The organism is Prevotella sp. S7 MS 2, assembly GCF_000762865.1.
Classification (GTDB): Bacteria; Bacteroidota; Bacteroidia; order Bacteroidales; family Bacteroidaceae; genus Prevotella.
On record NZ_JRPT01000005.1, the window covers coordinates 25348 to 48155 of the forward strand.

At 39.9% G+C, this 22808-nt stretch carries 16 protein-coding genes; 7 read left to right on the forward strand and 9 right to left on the reverse strand.

From position 1 onward, the window contains the following. Positions 1–13: 13 nt before the first annotated feature. Positions 14–2224: a bifunctional (p)ppGpp synthetase/guanosine-3',5'-bis(diphosphate) 3'-pyrophosphohydrolase gene (locus HMPREF0671_RS02135; protein WP_036896451.1), complete on the forward strand. Its 2211-nt coding sequence runs from the start codon at positions 14–16 to the stop codon at positions 2222–2224. A 1-nt stretch (position 2225) separates the two neighbouring features. Next, entirely contained in the window at positions 2226–3080 is an 855-nt protein-coding gene (locus tag HMPREF0671_RS02140) for an N-acetylmuramoyl-L-alanine amidase-like domain-containing protein (RefSeq protein ID WP_036896453.1), read from the forward strand. Between the two features lie 2 nt (positions 3081–3082). Here the strand turns inward: HMPREF0671_RS02140 and HMPREF0671_RS02145 are convergent, their stop codons facing one another. The 6 genes from HMPREF0671_RS02145 to HMPREF0671_RS02170 form a co-directional block, all read right to left on the reverse strand. After that, entirely contained in the window at positions 3083–4129 is a 1047-nt protein-coding gene (locus tag HMPREF0671_RS02145) for a DUF4421 domain-containing protein (protein ID WP_052052761.1), read from the reverse strand. 43 nt (positions 4130–4172) lie between these two features. Beyond that, positions 4173–5156 carry a Gfo/Idh/MocA family protein gene (locus HMPREF0671_RS02150; protein WP_036896524.1) on the reverse strand — a complete coding sequence of 328 codons (984 nt, stop codon included), beginning with the start codon at positions 5154–5156 and terminating at the stop codon, positions 4173–4175. 274 nt (positions 5157–5430) lie between these two features. Continuing rightward, a complete protein-coding gene (locus HMPREF0671_RS02155) occupies positions 5431–7572 on the reverse strand; it encodes a peptidylprolyl isomerase (RefSeq protein ID WP_036896455.1) in 2142 nt (713 codons plus the stop codon). Positions 7573–7742: 170 nt separating this feature from the next. After that, entirely contained in the window at positions 7743–9002 is a 1260-nt protein-coding gene (locus tag HMPREF0671_RS02160; protein WP_036896457.1) for a hemolysin family protein, read from the reverse strand. Positions 9003–9022: 20 nt separating this feature from the next. Then, the gene (gene lptC / locus HMPREF0671_RS02165; protein WP_052052763.1) at positions 9023–9688 is read right to left on the reverse strand and encodes an LPS export ABC transporter periplasmic protein LptC; all 666 of its coding nucleotides are present in this window, start codon (positions 9686–9688) and stop codon (positions 9023–9025) included. 16 nt (positions 9689–9704) lie between these two features. Continuing rightward, positions 9705–11012, reverse strand: coding sequence for a hypothetical protein (locus HMPREF0671_RS02170; RefSeq protein ID WP_036896459.1), 1308 nt, complete (start codon positions 11010–11012; stop codon positions 9705–9707). A gap of 85 nt (positions 11013–11097) precedes the next feature. On the opposite strand from HMPREF0671_RS02170, the gene HMPREF0671_RS02175 reads away from it, so the two are divergent. From HMPREF0671_RS02175 to secA, 3 genes are all read left to right on the forward strand, one after another. Next, positions 11098–12309, forward strand: coding sequence for a DUF4105 domain-containing protein (locus HMPREF0671_RS02175; RefSeq protein ID WP_036896462.1), 1212 nt, complete (start codon positions 11098–11100; stop codon positions 12307–12309). Further along, the gene (locus tag HMPREF0671_RS02180) at positions 12306–13718 is read left to right on the forward strand and encodes an alkaline phosphatase family protein (protein WP_036896466.1); all 1413 of its coding nucleotides are present in this window, start codon (positions 12306–12308) and stop codon (positions 13716–13718) included. The genes HMPREF0671_RS02175 and HMPREF0671_RS02180 overlap by 4 nt, the downstream gene beginning before the upstream one ends. A 129-nt stretch (positions 13719–13847) precedes the next feature. Continuing rightward, positions 13848–17189, forward strand: a complete 3342-nt coding sequence (gene secA / locus HMPREF0671_RS02185) for a preprotein translocase subunit SecA (RefSeq protein ID WP_036896469.1) — start codon at positions 13848–13850, stop codon at positions 17187–17189. A gap of 215 nt (positions 17190–17404) precedes the next feature. On the opposite strand, the gene HMPREF0671_RS02190 is transcribed toward secA, so the two are convergent. After that, positions 17405–18586: a DUF3078 domain-containing protein gene (locus HMPREF0671_RS02190; RefSeq protein WP_369793913.1), complete on the reverse strand. Its 1182-nt coding sequence runs from the start codon at positions 18584–18586 to the stop codon at positions 17405–17407. A gap of 530 nt (positions 18587–19116) precedes the next feature. Between HMPREF0671_RS02190 and yihA the strand changes: the two genes are divergently transcribed. Continuing rightward, complete coding sequence (yihA, locus tag HMPREF0671_RS02195) at positions 19117–19713, forward strand: ribosome biogenesis GTP-binding protein YihA/YsxC (protein ID WP_036896474.1); 597 nt, start codon at positions 19117–19119, stop codon at positions 19711–19713. Then, the gene (gene abc-f / locus HMPREF0671_RS02200) at positions 19713–21494 is read left to right on the forward strand and encodes a ribosomal protection-like ABC-F family protein (protein WP_036896476.1); all 1782 of its coding nucleotides are present in this window, start codon (positions 19713–19715) and stop codon (positions 21492–21494) included. The genes yihA and abc-f overlap by 1 nt, the downstream gene beginning before the upstream one ends. Here the strand turns inward: abc-f and HMPREF0671_RS02205 are convergent. Both HMPREF0671_RS02205 and HMPREF0671_RS02210 read right to left on the reverse strand, forming a co-directional pair. Beyond that, entirely contained in the window at positions 21491–22093 is a 603-nt protein-coding gene (locus HMPREF0671_RS02205) for an AbgT family transporter (RefSeq protein WP_036896478.1), read from the reverse strand. The genes abc-f and HMPREF0671_RS02205 overlap by 4 nt on opposite strands. Next, a complete protein-coding gene (locus tag HMPREF0671_RS02210; protein WP_036896481.1) occupies positions 22083–22808 on the reverse strand; it encodes a DUF5932 domain-containing protein in 726 nt (241 codons plus the stop codon). The genes HMPREF0671_RS02205 and HMPREF0671_RS02210 overlap by 11 nt, the downstream gene beginning before the upstream one ends.

Genomic DNA, 22808 nt, shown 5'->3' on the forward strand with positions numbered 1-22808 from the left:
TAGCTACATCTTTATGAATAATAAGTTTGAATTCATTCCCCAAGAGAAGGCCGAAGCCCTGCAATTAAGGCGTCTATTACGTCAAAGCCTGACAGACTGCTTGATGGTAGACGACGAGAATAAAGTGAAACATTACCTCTACACGGCCATGGCTTCCGATATTATTCAGAGAGATGTATTCGGACTGAACCCGATACTTGAAAGTCTCAGAACCGCCCAACTTGCGGTCTCTGAGATCGGTATCAAACGTGATGGTGTCTTAGCAATATTGCTATACACCAGTATATCGAATGATTCGGATACCTTAACCCGCATTGAGGAAGATTTCGGAGGCGGTGTTTTCCGCATCATTAGAGGCCTATGCCGTATCCATGAACTCTATGCCAAGAATCCTATCATAGAAAGTGAAAATTTCAGGAACTTGCTATTGTCATTCAGCGAAGACATGCGTGTCATTCTCATTATGATTGCTGACAGAGTCAACCTGATGAGACAAATTCGTGATACGAACGAGCTAGAGCATAAGCAAGAAGTAAGTGAAGAAGCAAATTACCTCTATGCCCCACTCGCCCACAAACTAGGACTCTACAAACTTAAAAGCGAACTAGAAGACCTCAGCCTGAAATATCTTGAGCATGATGCTTATTATCTAATTAAGGATAAGCTCAACGCAACTAAAAAAAGCAGAGACGCCTATATCCAGCGGTTCATCGAACCTATCGACGAGAAGTTGAAACAAGCCGGTTTGTCATTCCACATGAAGGGCCGTACAAAGAGTATACACTCCATTTGGCAAAAAATGAAGAAGCAGAAGTGTAACTTTGAAGGTATATATGACTTGTTCGCAATCAGAATCATCCTTGACTCTCCTCTAGAAAAAGAGAAAATGCAATGTTGGCAAGCTTATTCTATCATCACTGATATGTACCAACCCAACCCAAAACGTTTGCGAGATTGGTTAAGCGTACCAAAGAGTAACGGATATGAAAGTTTGCATATTACTGTACTAGGACCGGAAAACAAATGGGTAGAAGTACAAATCCGTACAGAGCGAATGGATGAGATTGCTGAGCACGGACTAGCTGCCCACTGGCGCTACAAAGGGATTAAGAGCGAGGGAGGTATTGACGAGTGGCTCGCAAACATTAGAGCTGCACTCGAGAATAACGACGATTTGAAATTGATGGATCAATTCAAATTCGACTTATATGAGGACGAAGTATACGTCTTTACACCCAAAGGCGAGATTCTGAAATTTCCCAAAGGCTCTACCATACTCGACTTCGCTTACCATATCCATTCCGGTATTGGGAATACATGCGTGGGTGGGCGCGTCAACGGGAAGGCAGTTTCGTTTCGAGAACAGTTACATTCGGGAGATTCCATTGAGATTATTACCCAAAATAATCAACGGCCAAAGAGAGATTGGCTCAATATTGTAAAAAGCAGCAGAGCCAAAGCGAAGATTAGACTTGCCCTAAAAGAGACGCAAGCCAAGGACGGTTTGTTTGCCAAAGAACTATTAGAGCGCAGATTTAAAAATCGGAAACTAGAGATTGAAGAGAGCATCATGGCTCATCTCATCAAGAAGTTGGGCTATAAGGAGAATTCAGACTTCTATAAAGATATTGCCGACGAGAAACTCGATACCAATAATATTATAGAGAAATATATAGAAGTCAGAGACCACGACTTGAATCTCAATGCTCCCAAAGCTGCTGAAAGTGCGGAGAATTACCAATACGATAATCCAGATGCGAGGATACTAAAGCAGAATGATGACGTATTGGTGATTGATAAGAACTTGAAAGGTCTTGACTACAAATTGGCAAAATGTTGCCATCCTATCTATGGAGATTCCGTCTTCGGTTTTGTAACAGTCAATGGAGGTATCACCATTCATCGCACAGACTGTCCCAATGCGCCTGAATTACGTAAACGATTCGGCTATCGAATTGTAAAGGCAAAATGGAGTGGGAAAGGTACAAATCAATATAGTATCACACTTCATATCGTGGGGAATGATGATATAGGTATCGTCAATAACATTACCAATATCATTTCGAAGGAGGATAAACTCTCCATGCGTTCCATCAATATAGATTCTCATGACGGCATCTTCAATGGCAATGTGGTCGTGATGCTTGAGAATATAGATATGCTTAATTCACTTATCAAGAAGCTCCAGACGATTCGCGGAGTAAAACAAGTAGTAAGACTTTAATATGTATAGGAAACTTTTATTCATTATCATCAGCCTAAATACAATCGTTGCTAAAGCGGCTGCCCAGCAAATACAATATACAAAATATGATAGCACAAAAGTGGTATCACTGTTGAAACAGGCTAAGACACGGAAAGCTAATACAAATTACGTATTGTTTTTTGCTAGACAATTAGTCAATATACCCTATGTAGCCAAGACTCTAGAAAATAATCAAAGCGAAAAATTGGTCATCAATCTGAGAGAATTGGATTGCACTACCTATGTAGAAAATGTACTTGCTTTAACTTTATGTGCAAAGAAAAAACAGATAACCTTTAAGGACTTCTGCCATTATCTGCAAACAATCAGATATGAACAAGGAAGTATTCACTACACAAACAGGCATCATTATTTTACGGAATGGATTATCAGTAATACCAAATTAGGACTGGTAAAAGATAGACAAACAACAAAAGCACCTTTCACTGGTATACAGAAAATAAATGTGAGCTACATGAGCGAGCACCCTCAATACTATCCTATGTTAGTGAAAAACTCGACATGGAAAACAGCTATAGCTCGCATGGAAAAAGATTTAAACGGATTGACATATCGCTATATACCCAAGAAGACAATTGCAAACACCTCCCTATTCAAAAACTCAATTAAAGATGGAGATATCATTGCAATCATCACCAACAAGCGCGGACTAGATACTTCGCATATTGGAATAGCCGTATGGCATCGAGATGGACTTCACATGCTGAATGCCTCACAAATCCGAAAAAAAGTAGTAGAAGAGCCAATGCTGCTGAGAACCTACATGAGCAAGCATCCTATACAAATCGGAATACGAGTTATAGAAATCAAATGAGACTATTTTCTACCAAAATTAAAGCCAACATAGATATTTAAATTCCCAAATGTAGTATTGGCATGGAATTGGCTTTTATGGTAATTATAGGTATGCAGAATGGCACTTGTCCCTGCATACCATTTCGTATTATTCCACACGATACCGAAACGACCGACACCATCTAGATTCATATTCTTGAAAGTAAAGTTACGAAAACTAAAGCTCTTGTGTGCTTCATCTCCCTTACTACTCTGATATCCTAAGGCTAAAGACAGCGAAGCAGCAAATAACCAGTTCTTGGCAAAAACCCAGTTATAAGCATAACCACCCATTACTGAAAAATCAGAATAATTAATTTTTGAGGCCAACAGACTCGTATCGGCCTTTATCGTTTCAACGACAGCACTATTCAGTCGTTCTTCTGCCAAATCGTATAGCTTACACCAATCCAAATCTAAGGAATGGTGTGTATACCCAATACCAACAAGGGGCGAACCGGTACTAATCTTTTGACAAGTGCTCTGACTAAAGGCTGCCGGATAAGAAAATCTTTTATGGTTGAAAATATAATACAGATTAAAACCTTTTACACTCGCTTTAAATCCATCAAAAGAAGCTTTATCCAAAGGAGATGTATCAATTCCACTGCCAACTTCCAACTCACTGATTCGATAATCATCACCTGTCTTGCGGTAGAACAAATCAATTCCTATCTGATTACTATACAAACTCAAATCGAACTCCTTACGATTATTACCATCCGACAAATGACTAAGGTCTATGGTATAGCCTAAAAACACCCACCGCCAACCGATATAAGGCCCTATCTTTATACTCGGTTTAGGAGACAATCGCATTGTAGTTCCTTGTCTAGAACGCAACCAATACATCTCATAAGTATTCGTATTCTGCAACATGACTGTAAAATTATAATGCTGCGGCTCTATATAATGGGTATCTACACGGCTAAATTCCTTGACAACCTCATATATCCGATTGAATGTACTGCGCTTCTCATGATGCACAGTATCAAGTTGTGCCCATAAAGAAAGGGCACCAACAAACATAAAAATCAAAAATAAGAAGAGTGATTTCTTCAACACTGTCTATCTAAAGTTTACCTAAAATTCTATCCATAACCCAATTGACAGGGGTAGCACTCACACTAGTACATGTACAAGCACCAATCCCTTGTAAGTCTTCTGTCACAGTCTTGATAATTGGTAACTGTACATAGTCTGGATTAGGAACTGTAATACTTGTCGTCCCTGCACTTGTAACAAGCATGATTGGATCATAGTTAAATACAGAAAACGATACCATGCCTTTGTCGCCAATAACTTCTATTCGGTCTTCTTTGGCACTTTGATGCCCAACAAAACACCAAGAACCACTTCCGGGTAGGCCATTTTCAAACAAAAAACAAGCACTGATAGTGTCTTCGGCTTGATACAAATGAGCACGATTGGCACAATACCCATGTGCCCGTGTAATCACTCCGAACAGTTCTTGTAACAAATCGAGCTGATGAGGAGCTAAATCATAGAAGTATCCACCACCAGCAATATCGGGTTGAAGACGCCAAGGAAGATTCTTAGCACTACTATAATCTAAATCCCTCGGAGGTACAGAAAATCTCACCTGAACATTTGTCACCTTGCCAATAGTTCCACTAGAGATAATATTCTTCACTTTTTGGAAATAAGGAAGATACCGTCTATAATACGCAACAAAACAAGGTACACCAGTCTGCTCACTTACCCGATTGATTCGAGCACAATCTTCATAGCTGGAAGCAAGTGGTTTTTCTACATATACGGGCTTTCCTGCCTTCATCGCCATAATAGCGAATGTGGCATGACTAGATGGTGGAGTGGCAATATAAATGGCATTGATATTGGAATCGTCTATCAACTCTTGGGCATCAGTATACCATTTTTTGATATGATGACGCTCTGCATAAGAACGGGCTTTCTCTTCACTTCTACTCATGACTGCTTCAACATGAGAGCCTTCAATCTCGTTGAAAGCCGGTCCAGACTTCTTCTCTGTGACCTCTCCACAGCCAATAAACCCCCAACTAATTAGTTTCATATCTTTAATTTCCTTCGATTTAATATCTAATAGTAAGATGGTATCTTCTAAACTATCAACCATTCTACAGGCTAATCAGTGCAAAGATAATGCAAATAAGATATAAATAAGAAATTCTAGAATGTTTATTGTTGCTAATGTATTGATTCCTTGTACTACTCTATAAACTTTCTACTAGATGCTACAAAATAAAGCTCCAACCTGTTTTAGGCCGGAGCTTATATCTAATCAAAGAGATGTTACTTAATATAACACTTTCAATTCTAGGCAATACTTAGAAGAACAAATAACGGTTATCAACAACCTTTGCCTTCATATAAAGTTCATTCATGAAATTCCCAGCATACTGAAGAGCTTTCTGACGAAGTTTTTGTTCCTCTGACTTATCATTGAACTTAGTAGAACCAGCCTGCTTGTTCATGACTTGGAACACATAAACACCGGCATTACCTTTCACAGGTTTAGCACTAAACTGTCCTTTCTTCGTAGCAGCAACAGCACCACTAAGAGCTGGCTCACTAGCACCTGTTGCTGGAATAAATACTGGTGCAGCAAATGTAACCTGATTTACAGGAGAAACAGTTGCACCCTTAGCCTTTGCAGCAGCCACAGTATTGGCACCTTGAAGTTTTGCCAATAACACTTCAGCCTTCTTATCTTTCAACACTTCAGCCTTGACGACTTCCTTTACCTGATTGTCTTCCAAAGTACGATAACCGATAGGATGAATCTTTGTAAGCACTACAACCAACAAGTGGTCGTTATCGCCACATTCATACATAGGAGAAACACTACCCTGTTTAGCCTCAAACAACCATTTCAAAGCCTCACGTGTACTATGTATATTAGCCAAATAATGCTGAGCAGTTGTAACATCATTAGCCTCTTGAACCTTAAATCCACTAGCTTGTGCATTCTTCAAGATAGCTTCGGCAGATTGATTTGCACTTACAAAAGAGCTGAACTTATTATAAGCTGCACTGTAAGTCTCTCTAGAGAATTCTATATTCTTCTTGATAACAGCCGCAGTATACTTATTAATCATGCCCTTACGATCTACGACCTGAAGGATAATATTACCTTGAGTAACAGGAATATTAACGACTCCATTTACTGCCATGGTATTCAAGCTGTTGATAAATGTCTTCGTATCATTATCCATGGAAGGAGCATTCTGATACTGATTGGTGGTCATCCAAGTCTTCTCGCCAGTTTGGCCATACTTCTTAGCTAATGCCTCAAAATCAGCTCCACTCTTCAAAGCAGTATACACAGAATCAGCAGTCTTGCGAGCTACATCTACGGATGCGCCACTAATTTGAATCTGACGATACTGAATAGAATCAGGCAACTGCTGTTTTGCAACTAGTTTCACTATATTCATAGTATTGTCCTGATGGTTTACAGAAGGACCAAAAGTCTGACCTACAGCCATAGAATCCAAACGTTGCGCAATATCAGAGGGGAAAGCAGTCTTTGCTACAGGAATTCCAAGATAACTAATCAAAGAGGTACTCTTACGAACAACTTCCGCAGGATCAGCAGCGACAGCCAACTCACTAGCATAAGTAGCAAATTGCTTATTGATTGCAGACTTATCATTAGAAGAAGCTGTTACCTGATAATCAATAAACTTAATATCTCTACTTTCAACATACTGCTTAAAGCGAGGTTTCAATTCATCATACTTCGCTTTCAAATCTGCATCAGAAATCTTCACTTTATCGTCTGAAACACTGCTATAAGGCAATGAAGCCAATTGAATTTGATTTTCTTCTGTAGCATCCTTGAATGCCATCTTAGCTTCTACAGGATTAGACAAAAAGCTATGAGCCAATAGATTTTGGAACTTTTGTGCCAATGTTTGTTGACGCAAAGTCTTCTCTATAAAAGTCCAATACTTATAAATGGTTTCATATTGCTGTGCCATTTGAGGATTCGCTGTCTTCTGTGCCTTATACTCTGCAAGGAACTTTTGCAAAGCATTAGCATCAAAACGACCAGTTTGTTGATTAACAAAAGGAGTCTGCAATAACATTGGATTAGTTCCCTGTTTCAAAATATTCTGCATCTCCTTATCGGTAACTGTCAATCCAAGTTCCTTTGCTTCGTTTTCAACAAGCTTAGACTGGATATAAGTATTCCACACCATATCCTTCACTTGGTTCAACTGCTCATCGTTTAGGTTTTGAGTTCCCTGCTGCATTTTAATTACTTCAGTATACTCATCAACTAACTTTTGAAAATCCTGTACATTGATTTTCTCACCTAACACTTCACCGACTTGTTGACGTTGATTGTTTCGGTTTGTCTCACAAGAGCGAAACGCCTCTTCGGCAATGAAGGCAAAAAGACCTAGACCAATGATGATAATCAAGGTCACACCTTTGCTTCTAATTTTTCCTAATGCTGCCATTACTTTATTATGTTTATTTATTTTTATGTTTTTTCATCATACAAAGTGGCTACAAAAATAGCAATAAAAATATAAATAGAGTAACTTTTCTACCATAAAAGCTTACCTTATAAGCTATTTTCCTCATTGTTTGAATAGGTTAAACTATTTTTAAGTAGACTAATTCGCTATTATTTATCTATCCAAAGTCGCACTAATTCTATTTTTGTCATAGTATTCTTGATGATTTTAAATCTATATTTACCGATTTGTATCACTTCATTCAACTTTGGAAAGCTCTGATATTCGTGTAAAATAAAGCCTCCTATAGTCATATAATCATCACTTTCTGGCAACGCCAAATCGAAGAGTTCGTTCACTCGATCAATTTCCAACCGAGCCGACAACGTGTAACTTCCATCTTCATTTTTCTTGGAAATATATTTCATATTGTCGTGTTCATCTTCTATATCACCAAAAATTTCTTCCACAATGTCTTCCAAAGAGACTAGTCCACTAGTACCTCCAAACTCATCTACAACGATACCAAGACTTTTCTTTTCCTGTAAGAGCATATGCATTAAACGTTGAGCAGCCATCGTTTCAGGAACAAAGGGAATGGAATTGATATGGTCAGTCCAATGTGCAGGGTCACGAAACATTTCCGAAGAGTGTATATATCCCTCTACATGGTCAATATCTTCATTGTAAACAATAATCTTGGAATTACCACTCTCAATGAATTTCTGTTTTAATTCCTCCAACGTACAATTCTTCTCAACAGCATTGATTTCTGTTCGAGGAACCATACAATCCCTCACCTTTGTATCAGAGAAATCCAATGCGTTCTGAAAAATCTTCACTTCATCTTCTATATCATCGTCGCTCTTAGCATTCTCAATACTTGACTGAACAAGGAAATCAAGATCGACTTTTGAAAACTCACCGACACCATTACTTGTATCTATCTTTACCCCAAGTAGGCGTAATAAGATTTTAGAAAGGAACGTAGACAATCTACTAATAGGCCACAGGATGATATAAAAGACAAACACCAATGGTGAAAAGAATGCAAGGAGCTTATTCGGGTTGCTTTTAAAAAGCGTCTTAGGCATAAACTCTCCCACAAACAAGACAATAATCGTAGACAATATTGTGTCTGCCATCACCCTATATCCAGACTCCAACCCTACAAATATGGTGCTATCAAAGAAATGGGCAATCAAAATACCGTAAACAACAAGCACAATATTGTTACCCACCAACGTTGTACTAACAAAATCGTTAGGATGATGATAAAAGAAATCGACAATACGCTGAGTAATACTATTGCGATTTTTGTCCATTTCAGCTAACATCCTATTTGAAGAAACAAAGGCTATCTCCATCCCAGAAAAGAAAGCTGAGAAGAGCATCGTAATAATAATACTTATGATTAACGGTAAATCCAAATTATATAAATAATTTAATTTTAATGATTTAAAACAGGTACACTCAGTCTACGAGGTTCGGTTTGAGGACGCCTAGCTTTTTGTATCGAATCCGTAGCAACTTTAGCAGAATCCGTCATATCAGCATTATTATCAAAATCCCCCTTTTCAAAAGAGCCCTTCGTATTTGACACATAATACTTAGTCATCTTCTCATCACTTCGGAAATAAGTACCTTGTAACGTGCGTTCGGGAGTTATTAATCGGGAGAATACATAGGAATAAAGTTCATGTTTATTCTCGTCCCAAAATAATTGCTCGCTTTGAAACTTCAGTCCATCTTTCGTTAGAATCTTCACACGAGAGTGTAATTCCCATATTTTCTGCTGGGTATAATAATAAGCTGTATCGCATTGAATGTACGATTGAACATGGAATTTCTCATCAAATTGTTCCAAGAATAGTCCTTTATCAAATATCCATCTTGGAGGATTACGGTTTTCATTTACCTCCCACTCTTCTGTAACAATACGATATTTAATGACACCAGAGTCGGAGATGAGCGTATTAACTCCATAAGATGTCATCAATGCCACAGAATCTTTCTCTAAAATGGCAGGTGCAGTATGCTCTTTCTGCTCCTTACAAGAATTAAAAGAAAGGAACAGTAATAGTAAACAGCCGGATATACACCAAGAAGACTTCATTAAGACAAACAGCCTTTTATTCCACTTTCCACTTTGCAAACCAACGTTCATTAAACGTTAATCCTATATTTATTCTGAAAGTATTCTCCTTAATGAATCCTGTAGCTGATTGATTAACCCACTGTGCACTGATATTTAACATCGAACGATTATTATAAGCATTCATGATTGGAATGCCAAAACCTACAGTCGCACTAATCTCCTTAGGACCATCTTGCCCATTTATGACTAAGTATGGTGTCGCATAACTTACACCGGCCCGATAATGAATACGATTAAATAAAGACCGTGAACGCTTAGACATAGGAGTAAAATCAAATCCGGCCGTGATCTTATGTCTATCCTTAAACAGACCCGATGTCTTCATATAGCTTACATTACCATTAGACTCATTATATTGTGGAAACTCTGTAGTACCCCATTTTTGCAAAGAATAATCAACACCAAATTTCAACATATCATGGTGATTCCACATAAAACCGGCCCCAATGCTTGTCGGCATCTCAAGTGCTTTAGCCGCTATGTAAGACGTCGTATCGGCAGTAACCGTTTGGCTATTGGTAGAAACCACTTTACAAGAGGCATCTGCATTCAACTTATGTCCTAAACCATAAGTAAGACCAATTGTCAATTGATCCTTCTCTTTCAATTTTGCAGTATACTGAACACCGAAATCCAATTTATAGTTACTTACAGAAGCAGTATAATACTTAGCCAGCGTATTAACATAAGCATCGCTATAACTATTAATAACCGAGCGAGTATAATTACCCCAAAGGAAACCTACAGTCGCACCAAAAGAGAAACCTTTAAATGGCTCCCAACCAAATCCCAAATAGACATCATGCAACCCACCTTCACCATTATAGGTATTGCTATAAGCCTTTGACGTGTTGCTAGAATTTGGATTCAAGGTTTCTGTTGTCGCATAGTTATACCCTATATTAGTGAAGGGTATCAAACCAAAACTAACTCCAAAATGCTTAGCTGCCCGAAATCCAGCTACAACATAATCAAAAGTTGCATTATTAGCATTTTTACGAACCCCATTTTCGGAAAAATTGGTTATTTGTCCAGAAAAGCCTGCATCAAAGATGAAACTCAAAGAATCTATGGCAGACAACGATGCTGGATTTAGGTAATTTACTTGATTATGTTCACGAAAACCAAGACCTAAACCATTCATACCACGACTAAAGCCTGCTCCCTGCTCAGTGAGCATACCTAGTCCGAATTGACTATAAGGAGAATTCGTTCCACTCTGTGCAAACGCTGAGTTAGAGATTGCAGCCATCAAGGCCATGCATAGAAGTATCTTTTTCATCTAGTATAAAATAAACGCTGCAAAATTATCAAAAAAAACAGAAACAAATGCAGGATAACTCGGAAATATAAGTTATTTTTGCATCGTGAAACATTTCAACCACATATTAAGGACAGCTTATTTTATAATTTTACTGTCTTTAACAAGTATTACCAATGCCGAAAATACAAGCGGTACTCCAAAGAATTTATCAAAAGATTCTATTGAAATCAGTTTGTTGACATGCGGACCTGGGTCTGAAATCTATTCTCTTTATGGCCACACTGCCATCAGGTTTCATAATATAACTAGGAATGAAGATTGGGCCATTAATTATGGAATATTTTCATTCAAGCAAAGCTTTTTTATTTTAAGATTTGTATTTGGCCTTACCGATTACGAAATGGGTATCATCCCATTCAATGACTTTTTGGCAGAATACCAATCAGATCGTAGATGGGTAAAAGAACAAAAGCTTAATCTAACTCAAGCCGAAAAAGAGAATATAGAAAAGGCTCTAAGAACAAATTACCTACCAGAGAATCGAACCTATCGTTATAATTACTTCTACGATAATTGTAGCACAAGGGCTAGAGATATTTTAGTCAGTAATCTAGAAGGAAAAGTAACCTTTCCACCTATCACAAATCCGGATGCCACCTATCGTTCTATGATTCATCAATGGAATGAAGATAGTAGATGGGCACGCTTTGGCAACGATTTACTGCTAGGTATTAAGGCTGATTACAGAACAGAGAAATCTGAGCAACAATTCCTACCAGACTCGTTATGCAACGATTTTTCCAAGGCAACCATCAATCGCGTAGGCATTGCTGAGAACTTTGTTTCTGAAACACATTGGCTTATCCCTCCCACCACGGTGGTCTCCGTACCTAATATCTTCCAAGGAACACCACAAGGAGATGCTGCTATTCTACTTGCCATAACTATCATTTTTACGATTATAGCACATATATATTCCCCCTTAAAAGGTGTAACTATTTGCTTTGACTACCTACTATTCCTAGTTACAGGAGTATGCGGTCTCATACTTTTGGCCATGATTTTCAGCCAACATCCAACAGTTAGCATCAACTTCCAGATTCTAATACTGAATCCCCTGAACATACTTTTCCTATTCAAGAGATTTAGGAAAAACCACAAATATACTTATATACTGACTATTTGCTACACTTTTTTCTTCATATTAAGCTTCTTCCAGCAGTATGCAGAAGGAATGATGCTTTTGGCACTATGCTTGCTAATGCGTTGGACAGATAGAATATATTCTAAAAAACAATTAACAATAAATAGATGAATCGATACATTGCCATATTGATAGCTGCACTTACATCCGCTGAGATGCAAGCATTTCAATTGACACCAAGACTTGTTGTCAATATCAATATCGACCAATTGCGTACCGACTATATCGAAGCATTCTCCCCACTATTTGGCACTGATGGCTTCAAAAAGCTACTCTATCAAGGCAAAGTGTACGATGCAGCATCCTATAGTTTCACTCCTATAGACCGAGCTTCTGCCATATCATCTATTACAACTGGCACATCGCCTTATCATCATGGCATCATTTCGTCTACATGGTTAGATCATAAAACCCTCCGCCCTGCATCTTGTGTAGACGACATTAAATATTTTGCTTCACCTGCAAAGCTTCAGACCTCTACCATTGGAGATGAAATGAAAGTCAGTAGCAATGGTACAAGCATTGTATACGGACTTGCAGCTTACAAAGATGCCGCAATCCTTTCGGCCGGTCATGCAGCCGACAACGCTATATGGATTGACGAGAATACAGGGAAATGGCGTACCTCGACATATTACACACCCAAAAGCGAAAAATGGTTGCCTCAATCATCCATAGTAACAGCTACCAAACGAGGTAATAGTTTCAATGCAACAGAATACAATGAGCATATCGCCAATATGGCATTGACGGTCATTCAAGCGCGTGCCATGGGGGCCGATGAAACTCCAGATTTATTGAACATATCGCTTTCGGCAACTGCTTTTTCCCAAACATCCACCTCGCGTACCGATATGGAAAGAGTCTATACACAGCTTGACAAGACTCTAGGGAAATTAATTAGTAATATAGAAGCGCAGAGTGGAAAGGACAAGGTACTCTTCGTCATTACAAGTACTGGGTATGCCCAAGCAGATAATCGAAATTATACCCAATACCGTATTCCCACCGGCACGTTCTATATCAATCGTACCGCTAAACTCCTTAATGTCTATTTAAGTGCAATCTATGGACCGGGGGAATATATCGAGGCATATTATCACAACCAAATTTATCTGAATCATAGACTTATTGGACAGAAAAAGGCGACTCTCCATGATGTCCTTAGTCGGTGTCAAGAGCTTCTAAGTCAGACTGCCGGTGTCAGCGATGTATTTACAAGCAAGCGTTTACTCTCTGGGAATAACGACATACAAAAACTACGTAATGGTTTTTATCCCCCTGTCAGCGGAGATATTACGATAGAAATTGCTCCGGGTTGGCAACTAGTCAATGAAATTATACCAGAACATTATACAAGTAGTACAACTTTCGTACCATTTCCTATTATCTTTTATGGGGCAGGGATTCATGCAGAGAGAGTTACTACACCTGTTACTGTAGACCAAATTGCGCCTACGATTTCCAAAGCTATCAAGATTCGTGCTCCAAATGCTTGTAGCGCAGCTCCTTTATTCTAAGATTCATATCTTGGATAAAGCCCCTATATGCTTTTAGTCAATATTTTATCGAATCATGTGAAATTTATTTAGTAATTTTGCACACTGATATTGATATACCACTACAATAAGAATAAAACAATATAATATATGAACTTCAATAATTTTTTAAAATCGTTGTTCGGCGACAAGTCTACACGCGACATGAAGCTGATTCAACCATTAGTAGAGAAGGTAAAGGCCGCTTACCCTGAAATTCAAGCACTTAACAATGACGAGTTAAGAGCTAAAACCAAAGAAATCCAAAAGTATGTACAAGATTCTGCTAAAGAGCAGAAAACGAAGATAGAAGAGCTGAAGAAAAATATAGAAGAGACTCCTATTGATGAACGTGAAGAGATTTTCAACGAAATAGATAAATTAGAAAAAGAAGCTTTAGAGATATATGAACAGGCTCTTAACGAGGTAATGCCTGTCGCATTCAGTATCATCAAAGATACAGCACGCCGCTTCTCGGAAAACGAAGAAACAATAGTTACAGCCACAGACTTTGATCGTGAGTTGGCTGCCGACCCTAAGAACGACTTTATTACCATTGAAGGCGATAAAGCTATTTACCACAATGAATGGACAGCTGGCGGAAATAAACAGAAATGGGGAATGATCCATTACGATGTACAGCTCTTTGGTGGTATAGCATTGCATCAAGGCAAGATTGCAGAAATGGCTACCGGTGAAGGTAAAACCCTCGTTGCTACCCTACCGGTATTTTTGAATGCACTTACTGGAAATGGCGTTCACATGGTCACAGTCAATGACTATTTGGCAAAACGCGACTCAGAATGGATGGGGCCTCTTTACATGTTCAATGGCTTATCAGTCGATTGTATAGACAAACATCGCCCAAATTCTCCTGAACGTCGCAAAGCTTATCAGGCAGATATTACCTTCGGTACCAACAATGAGTTTGGTTTCGACTATCTACGTGATAATATGGCAGTAAGTCCTGCCGACCTTGTACAACGTCAACACAACTATGCAATAGTCGACGAGGTCGATTCTGTGCTAATTGATGATGCTCGTACACCTCTCATTATCTCAGGTCCTGTGCCTAAGGGTGACGACCAAATGTTCGAGGAATACCAACCATTGGTAGAGCGTCTTTATGAAGTTCAGCGTAAACAAGCTACGGAATTATTGGCCGAAGCAAAACAAAAGATTACAGAGGGACGACAAAAGAAAGATCAAAAGATTCTCGACGATGGTTTCCTCGCGCTCTATCGTTCATACAAGGCATTGCCTAAGAACAAGCCCTTGATTAAATATCTGTCAGAGGAAGGTATCAAAGCTGGTATGCTTAAAACCGAAGAGTTTTACATGCAGAACAACAACCGAGAGATGCCTAAAGCTGTCAAGCCTCTGTATTTCGTTGTTGACGAGAAGTTGAACAGTGCTGACCTTACCGATAAAGGCACCGAATGGTTGGCACAACAAGTAAACGACAAAGGCCTCTTCGTTTTACCCGACATCACCTCTCAGCTTTCTGCGTTGGAAGCTGAACATGAATTGACAGATCAAGAGCGACTTGACAAGAAAGATGACCTACTCAATAAGTATGCCGTTCAAAGTGAGCGTGTACACACATTGCAGCAGCTTCTGAAGGCTTACACCATGTTCAATAAGGATGACGAATACGTGGTTATCGATGGAGAAGTAAAGATTGTCGACGAGCAGACCGGACGTATCATGGAAGGTCGCCGTTGGAGTGACGGGCTACATCAGGCTGTTGAAGCCAAAGAGCATGTACATGTAGAGGCTGCAACACAGACCTTTGCAACGATTACATTGCAGAATTACTTCCGTATGTACCATAAGTTGTCTGGTATGACTGGTACAGCTTCTACCGAAGCAGGAGAATTCTGGGACATCTACAAGCTCGATGTTGTAGAGATTCCGACAAACCGTCCCATCCTCCGTAAGGACTTAGACGATCGCGTATACAAGACTGCTCGTGAGAAATATGCAGCTGTCATCGACGAGATTGAAGCTATGCGCAACAGTGGTCGGCCATGTCTTGTTGGTACAACATCCGTTGAAATCAGTGAACTTTTGAGCAAAATGCTCAAGATGCGTCGCATTCCACATAACGTATTGAACGCAAAGAAACACCAACAAGAGGCACAAATCGTAGCCGAGGCAGGCCGTTCTACAGACGGACTTGGTGCTGTAACCATCGCTACCAACATGGCTGGTCGTGGTACCGACATCAAGTTGACCGATGAAGTAAAGGCTGCCGGAGGTTTGGCCATCATCGGTACCGAACGTCACGAGAGCCGTCGTGTAGACCGCCAGTTACGAGGTCGCGCCGGTCGTCAGGGAGACCCGGGCTCTTCTGTGTTCTACGTAAGTCTTGAAGATAAGTTGATGCGCCTCTTTGCCAGCGAGCGTATTGCCAAAGTAATGGACCGTCTTGGCTTTGAAGATGGCGAGCGTATCGAAAGCCCAATGATTTCTAAGAGCATTGAGCGTGCCCAAAAGAAGGTTGAAGAGAATAACTTCGGTATTCGTAAACACTTGTTGGAGTACGACGATGTGATGAACAAACAACGTACCGTTATTTACGAAAAGCGTCGCCATGCATTGATGGGCGAACGCATCGGTATGGATATTACCAACATCATTTGGGATCGTTGTGTCAACATCGTAGAGAAGAATGACTTCGAAGGAGCTAAAGAGCAATTCTTGAAAGTGCTTGCTATGGAATGTCCTTTCGAACAAGACGAATTTGAAAACGCATCTACATCCGACCTTGCCGAACGTGCTTTCCAAGCCGCTATGGCTGCCTTTAAGCGTAAAGTAGACCGTATTCAGAGTGTTGCATGGCCTGTTATCAAAGATGTTCAAGAGAATCAAGGACAACTCTATGAACGTATCATGGTACCAATCACAGATGGTAAGATGATTTATCAGATACCTTGCAATCTCAAAACAGCTTACGATACAGAAGCCAAAGATGTCGTTAAGCAGTTCGAGAAAGTCACAATGCTCCGTATCATTGATGATAACTGGAAAGAGAATCTACGTCAGCTCGACGAATTACGCCACTCTGTACAGAACGCTTCATACGAACAGAAAGACCCATTGTTGATTTTCAAGCTCGAAAGTGTGAAGATATGGGATACGATGATTGACGACATGAACAATCGTACAGCATCGATTTTGATGCGTGCTCAGATTCCTGAAGTACAGCAACAAGTACAAGAAGCTGCTCCCGAAGAACATTCTCAGCTCTACCACGAGCAGAAAGAAGACATCAACGAGCAACTAGAAAGAGCCGCACAGCAAGCTGCCGCACACCGCGATACGCGTGAGGGATACAATGAAGTAAATCATACACCGTACGTAGCAGACAAGATGCCACGCCCCAACGACCCTTGTCCATGTGGTAGTGGTAAGAAGTTCAAGAATTGCCACGGACGCAATATCGAATAAAAACAAGAAAGCCATGGAGTCAACTCCATGGCTTTCTTGTTTTTATTTGATACATAGATCATCAAATTTAAGGCCTTATCTCAACTTACTTCTATCTCTTCTATCTTGCTTGTAATAAGCATTGAGCAACCCTTAATACACTCTGGCTATTTAATCTCTGCCAAAACAAGAAATAAAGCCACGCTGTTGAGAGCTATCAAAAACTACAGAGGAGATTAGAAAGAATAAGCAAATCCTAAACTAGCATACTCTTTCAACTGCCAATATCCATGATGATTATCCCTTTTAGAGCCATCATCAAAGCGCGGATAGATAAAGATATTAGTAGATATATACCTGTTGAATTTAAACACAAAGGTATTTTCCCATTCCAATTCTGTACGACTGTAAGTGGTATAACCATAGAGACGAGTCTTCCAACTAATCATATCACTGAATTTCCAGTTCAAGTCTACGGTGATTTCCGAACCTATATCATGCAACTGATGTTTTCCTTCATCAAGTCCAAATCGCGGTGCAAGAGCCAAACGGCTGACATATTTAAAATTATAAGCTGCAGGAGCTAGATGAACAGTACCTGTAAGTTTCTTCTTAAAAAAGTCAACCGTATAATCCATACCGACAGACAGATTGGCTCCAAAAGGACTCATGAAATCACTAAACACAAAGGGATTATTCGAAGCATAGCCACGCATGAACTGAGTATAGGCTATCAACTGAATTGTATAATACCATTTCTTAGTAGCTTGGAATCCCAACTTTCCAGTATAACGAATCAAGTCTTCGCTGGTCTTCAAACTATGAAGGCTATCACCTCTTGAAGTCTGTAGTCCTAGTTTCAGCTCTAACTTATTGTCCCATTTCACCTTCTGCTTATTGTTATAATTAGCTTGAAGCGTCACAGCACCAACCATCGAGTAGCTGCTTTCGCCCGCCTTATACCAGTTGCTAGAGACATAATTCTGCAAGAATTGCAAATAATAATCTCCACTAAAAGTCCAAAAATTAGGCTTATGAATAATCGGTGCTGCAGCTATCAAATCTGGTTCTATAGGCGTTGGGGCCACTTGTTCTACCAAATCAGGATGTGACTCCCTTGTCTGTTCACCTACTTCCAATGTCGGCCCAATAATATCAAGTTTACTTTGGGTCGTAGATACCAATTGCGGATGATTCATATAGACAGATAGCAGAGCTCGCTCCAAGGCCAGTTCAGTAGGCGATATCTTCTGCATATCACTATCTAGCGATAGCATACGATGGCTTACATTCTTATAGTAAGCCAATGGTAAAAACAGTCTTGCATAAGTAGGCGACGGTGTAAACCTACTAAATCCTATTTGAGGAGTCATATCAGACGACATCGTATCGGGCCTATGCTGTGCCAGAGAGTCCATATAGCTTTCTACAAAGTGAGAATCTCGAAGATTCATCCCTTCCCTATTAGTATGTTGTGCAACTACAGGCAGACACGATGCCATGCAAAATAAAATCAAAAACTTCTTGCTTGTCATTTTTATCATTATAGTAGAGTACTCTCTGCAAAAGTAAATAAAATAATCGTAATATCTAATGTAAATGAGAAAATTACGTTCCTACGAAGCTGTTGCTATACTTATAACAACGACAATATCAAGCTATCAACTCAAAATCCAAATCTTTTTATTTTCCCATTACATTGCAGTAAATACTTTATAGTATTGACAGCACTTCACTGCAAAATCGAGGCAGAAAAACTGCAAAGGCTTACCAACAATGCTGAATAAGCCATGCAGCAACGCTGCCCAAACCTTGCAGCAAGGTAAGTATAAATATAGTGATTCCTAAATGTAGAACAAAAAACAAACAAACTTCATGCTTCAAAGTATCCAACAAGTATCTATTCAGCTATTTTTTGTATCTTTGCAGAAGATAACAACACGAATATATGGAAATCAAAAAATCTGAATTTGTCATTTCATCTCAGACTGTAACCCAATGTCCAAAGGATTCCAAGCCTGAATATGCATTCATTGGCAGATCCAATGTTGGTAAATCCAGTCTCATCAATATGCTTTGCAACCATAAAAATCTTGCAAAGACATCAGCTACTCCGGGTAAAACATTGCTCATCAACCACTTTATTATCAATAATGAGTGGTATCTTGTAGACCTTCCCGGCTACGGTTATGCAAAGCGTTCAAAGGTGATGCAGAAGAAATTGGAGCAAATGATAAGTTCTTATATCCTACAAAGGGAACAACTCATCAATGTGTTTGTGCTCATCGATGTAAGACATGAGCAACAGAAAATAGACCGAGAATTCATCGATTGGTTGGGCGAAAGCAATGTACCATTCACCATTATATTTACCAAGGCCGATAAGCTGGGGGCAGTAAAAGCGCGTCAGAATGCTGCAGCTTGGATGAAACAACTAGAAGACAGATGGGAAGAGCTGCCACCATATTATATTACCAGCTCTGAAAAGAAGATAGGGCGAGAAGAAGTTCTCAACTGTATTGACGAAATCAATAAGACTCTCTGATGCCAGTACAACGCCCTTATCTTGATGTCCAAAACCTCACAAAGAGTTTTGGAGCTTTGGTTTTATTCGACAAAATCTCTTTTTCCGTAGCCGAAGGGCAACGAGTAGGCTTGATTGCTCAGAACGGAACGGGCAAGTCTACCCTACTCTCTGTACTCACAGGAAAAGAGGGTAAGGATTCAGGAGAAATCATTTATCGCAATGATTTGAAGATTGGCTACTTAGAACAATCCCCTGCCTTTGCCCCGGAAGAAACAGTCCTTGATGCTTGTTTCAATCATCATGGCTCTGAAGAAAAGATGCTCAAGGCCAAACAAATACTCACTCAGCTTAAAATCAGCGACATGAATCAGAAGATGGGAGAGCTGAGTGGTGGCCAACAAAAACGTGTCGCATTGGCTAATGTGCTTACCACCGAACCGGATTTCTTGATTCTTGACGAGCCTACCAACCACCTCGACCTTGACATGATAGAATGGCTTGAAGGCTATTTGTTGCGAGGTAATAAGACTCTTTTGATGGTTACACACGACAGATTCTTCCTTGACAGGGTATGCAATCTCATCGTAGAACTCGACAACAAGCAGACTTATACTTATCGGGGTAACTATGCTTATTATCTGGAAAAACGCCAAGAACGCATAGACAACACACGAGCCGAGATAGCAAGAGCCAACAATCTGTATAAAACGGAGTTGGAATGGATGCGCCGTATGCCACAAGCACGTGGACACAAAGCACGTTATCGCGAAGAAGCTTTCTATGAATTGGAAGCCAAAGCCAAACAAAGAATCGAAGAAAGACAGGTTCGACTGAAAGCAAGAAATGTATATATAGGATCTAAAATCTTTGAGTGCCAATATGTATCAAAAGCATGGAGCTCAGAGAAAGTGATTCTCAAAGATTTTTACTACAACTTTGCACGATTCGAAAAGATGGGAATCGTAGGTAATAATGGAACCGGTAAATCCACCTTTATCAAGATGTTACTGGGCTTAATACAGCCCGACAACGGTAAGTTTGATATTGGCGAGACCGTGCGTTTCGGCTATTTCTCACAAGAGGGACTGCAATTCGACGAGCAACAGAAGGTTATTGACGTCATCACAGACATTGCCGAATACATCGATCTTGGTGGAGGTAAGCATCTTACAGCAAGCCAATTCCTGCAACACTTCATGTTCTCGCCTGAAGAACAACATAACTTCGTATACAAATTGAGCGGTGGAGAGCGTCGCAAACTCTATCTATGTGCCGTACTCATGAGGAATCCTAACTTCCTAGTATTAGACGAACCTACTAACGATTTAGATATCCAGACACTCCAAATACTAGAAGCTTATTTGCAAGACTTTCCCGGTTGTGTCATTGTAGTGAGTCACGACCGTTACTTTATGGATAAAGTTGTAGACCATCTTTTGGTATTCAAGGGCGATGGAGAGGTACAAGACTTCCCCGGAAACTATACACAATATAGAGAATACAACGCCCTTAAATCGCAAAAGGAAGAGAAGGCAACTTCACAGACAACCACAACTACCAAAAACGACTACCATAATGTCACCAAACGAAAGCTTTCTTTCAAGGAAAAGAGAGAATACGAGCAATTAGAAGCAGACATTTCTGCCTTAGAAACAAAGATAAAAGACATTGAGACAGCCTTGTGTAGTGGCACGTTAAGTGTAGAAGAGCTTACAGAAAAAAGTAAAGAGTTGCCTCTGCTCAAGGATGAATTAGATACCAAGGAAATGCGTTGGCTGGAACTAGCAGAATTTGCTTAATTCACAGTCAACATGAAAACAGCAGAGGCATACAGCTGCACCGCTAAGAGATAAACCACAAATAGCGGTGCAGCAGTAATAATACCGGCAGTTAACATACTAAAAGCATCCTCTATCTTTTGCACTTCTCCGCAGACAACAGCATAACTAATAGAGAATGCTATTAGCGCAAATGCACCAATAGGAATAATTCCTTGCGAAAAACTGCTGGGATATAAATGCCCCGTAACACTCAACAGAATGGCATGAGGTAGCAGTGTCAAAGATGCAATAATGGCAAGGAAGATTAATAACTCCACTCCTACAAGTTGCAAAGCAAGGCGTTGTCGAAACGTCAGAGGGAACTTAATACTGAAAATACGACTACTTTTAACAGCGCCAAGAGCCACACATAGCAACAATAACCAACTAAGATAAGGAGATGAAAAATTCTCTATCATATGGCCGAAGTACCATCTCACTCCCTCACTACTCAATAAAGAGCGCAACGGTTCTTCCGGCATGGCTGCAGTAACCAGCCACGACAGTAATATAATAACAAACTGAGCCAACAGTAAACCCAGTGTCACAAAGCCCCATATTCGGTAACTATTCCTCATCAGGACGTAGATTATCTATATCAAGGATTCTTAATTCAAAAGCCCGTACCACCAATCTTGTGGCATTTACTCCCATTCCTCCGTTTCCATCGGGGAACATTTTCTGCACCAACTCGTTTTGTCTCTTTTCCAAACTCTTTACTCCAAACGGCATACCACGCAAGTTTGTAATTTGCTCCTTGGTATATCCCAATGCCAAATGGCGTAAAAAACGCTCATCATACTCATCAATCTCGTAGTTGACCAAAGCCTCTTGACGCATCAATTGATTGTTCACACTACGCTTGAAACGCTCCACTATCTTCTCTAGAATAGGCTGGTTGAATACCAATCTTTTCCCATCCATTACGCTAGATACATCCCCACGCGTGAGCAACTCACCGCTTTTCAAGATGACACCCTCACATCCGGCATCCAAAACATCCACCCATAGCTTCTCATTCAATATTTCACCTGTGAATATAAGCACCTTAACTAGGGGATAAGACTGCTTGGTCTGTCGGCATATTTCCACACCTACGGTCGTCGATCCACCCAATCCTAAGTCTAACAAGACAAGATCCGGCAAGTTTTGTTTCATCAGTTTCCAATACGCCTGTTCGTTTTCGGCCGTTCCAAGTATTTCCGCTTCCGGTATATCATTACGGATAATACCAAGCGTTCCCTTCAGTTCCAGAGGGACATCTTCTACTATTACAATCTTGAAATTATTCAT

Excerpts from the sequence above, each read along its gene's own strand:
- HMPREF0671_RS02135 (WP_036896451.1), top strand. The coding sequence starts at position 14 with ATGAATAATAAGTTTGAATTCATTCCCCAAGAGAAGGCCGAAGCCCTG.
- HMPREF0671_RS02140 (WP_036896453.1), top strand. The coding sequence starts at position 2,226 with ATGTATAGGAAACTTTTATTCATTATCATCAGCCTAAATACAATCGTT.
- HMPREF0671_RS02145 (WP_052052761.1), bottom strand. The coding sequence starts at position 4,129 with ATGTTTGTTGGTGCCCTTTCTTTATGGGCACAACTTGATACTGTGCAT.
- HMPREF0671_RS02150 (WP_036896524.1), bottom strand. The coding sequence starts at position 5,156 with ATGAAACTAATTAGTTGGGGGTTTATTGGCTGTGGAGAGGTCACAGAG.
- HMPREF0671_RS02155 (WP_036896455.1), bottom strand. The coding sequence starts at position 7,572 with ATGGCAGCATTAGGAAAAATTAGAAGCAAAGGTGTGACCTTGATTATC.
- lptC (WP_052052763.1), bottom strand. The coding sequence starts at position 9,688 with ATGAAGTCTTCTTGGTGTATATCCGGCTGTTTACTATTACTGTTCCTT.
- HMPREF0671_RS02170 (WP_036896459.1), bottom strand. The coding sequence starts at position 11,012 with ATGAAAAAGATACTTCTATGCATGGCCTTGATGGCTGCAATCTCTAAC.
- HMPREF0671_RS02180 (WP_036896466.1), top strand. The coding sequence starts at position 12,306 with ATGAATCGATACATTGCCATATTGATAGCTGCACTTACATCCGCTGAG.
- secA (WP_036896469.1), top strand. The coding sequence starts at position 13,848 with ATGAACTTCAATAATTTTTTAAAATCGTTGTTCGGCGACAAGTCTACA.
- HMPREF0671_RS02190 (WP_369793913.1), bottom strand. The coding sequence starts at position 18,586 with ATGGACTCTCTGGCACAGCATAGGCCCGATACGATGTCGTCTGATATG.
- yihA (WP_036896474.1), top strand. The coding sequence starts at position 19,117 with ATGGAAATCAAAAAATCTGAATTTGTCATTTCATCTCAGACTGTAACC.
- abc-f (WP_036896476.1), top strand. The coding sequence starts at position 19,713 with ATGCCAGTACAACGCCCTTATCTTGATGTCCAAAACCTCACAAAGAGT.
- HMPREF0671_RS02205 (WP_036896478.1), bottom strand. The coding sequence starts at position 22,093 with ATGAGGAATAGTTACCGAATATGGGGCTTTGTGACACTGGGTTTACTG.
- HMPREF0671_RS02210 (WP_036896481.1), bottom strand. The coding sequence starts at position 22,808 with ATGAATAATTTCAAGATTGTAATAGTAGAAGATGTCCCTCTGGAACTG.